Origin of the sequence: Streptomyces sp. NPDC002793 (assembly GCF_040295485.1) — a bacterium.
Taxonomy (GTDB): domain Bacteria; phylum Actinomycetota; class Actinomycetes; order Streptomycetales; family Streptomycetaceae; genus Streptomyces.
In genome coordinates this window covers 1-1,316 of the sequence record NZ_JBEOVL010000142.1, presented here as the reverse complement: position 1 = coordinate 1,316, position 1,316 = coordinate 1, and the positions used below count along the sequence as shown (strand labels likewise).

The following is a 1,316-nucleotide window of genomic DNA, read 5'->3' as shown; positions in this document are numbered from 1 at the left end:
CGGTGCGCCATCGCTTTTTGCACCATTCCTTTCGGTTCCGCGACCGGACGCAATCTGTTTTATGTTTCCAGCTACATCGCCTTTATCGCCGTTTGCCTGTATCCGCGCTATTACCTCAGCAACGTTAAAAATCTGCTGTTGCCGGCGCTGATGTTCAGCGTCGGCATGGGGACCATCCTCTGGATGCACCACTTCAAACAGCCGGGTGAATACATCAACATTTACCGCTCTTATATGTCGACCGTGACCCGTCCTGAATAGCGTTGACACATTTTACTCACGCACAGAGGAAAATGTGATGAACCAGTATATTAAACGCACACAACGCGATTACTCTCTATCCTTTAAACTGGCTGTCGTCGAACAGGTCGAAAAAGGCGAGATGACATACCGCCAGGCGCAAGATCGCTACGGTATCCAAGGCAGCCAGACTGTCATGAACTGGCTGCGCAAATACGGTCAACTTGACTGGCGAACTTCTCCTTCCACCAGAACGTGCGGAGACAACATGCCCAAACTCCCCCTGACGCCCGAACAGCGTATTAAAGAACTTGAGCAGCAACTGGCTGAATCTGAAGTCAAAGCCCAGTTCTTCGAAGCTGTCGTCAAAGTGATGAACACCGACTTTGGCGCCACGCTGACAAAAAAGCAGCTAACCGCCTTATCGCGCAAACACAAGTACCGGGACTCACAGTAACGCGGGCCTGCCGATGGATGGGCATCAGCCGACAAGCGTGGTATCAGTCCCTGCAGCGTGAAGCAGGCAAAGAGGAGCAGGCCCGGCATCTCGTCGAACAGGTGACGGCCATCCGCTTGCACCAACCCCGACTGGGGACACGTAAGCTGCATCACCTGTTGCGGCAACACCCCGAACCGGCGTTGCATGTGGGCCGTGACCGGTTGTTCAGTATCCTGCGCTGCGCGCGGTTACTGGTGATGCCTAAACGGGCGTATCACAAGACGACGCACAGCCATCATCGTTTTTATCGCCATCCCAACCTGCTAAAAGCGGGAGACAATCAAGTAATAGCCAGCCGTCCGGAACAGGTATGGGTGGCGGATATCACCTACCTGCCGCTGAGAACGGGGACGGCGTATGTCAGCCTGGTAACGGATGCCTGGTCGAGAAAAATCGTGGGATATCACGTGCATGACAGTCTGCATACCCGGCATGTCGCCTGCGCGTTCAAAATGGCACTGGCCGGCAGACGCACGGCGTTGCCGTTGGTGCATCCGCCGCCGTCTTCACCCCGAAGGACTTCGGCATCACCGAGATCATCGGTCGTATCGTCGACGAGATCCGGAAAGCGAACAAG

1 protein-coding gene and 1 pseudogene are annotated in these 1,316 nt (G+C 55.0%); both read left to right on the top strand.

Annotation, left to right across the window (positions count from 1 at the left end; translation table 11 throughout):
- The coding region (locus ABT001_RS36015) for a hypothetical protein (protein ID WP_351285913.1) at positions 1–261 on the top strand (261 nt) is incomplete at its 5' end.
- A 37-nt stretch (positions 262–298) separates the two neighbouring features.
- Positions 299–1,233, top strand: a pseudogene (locus tag ABT001_RS36010) (IS3 family transposase); the annotation flags it as partial.
- Positions 1,234–1,316 lie beyond the last annotated feature (83 nt).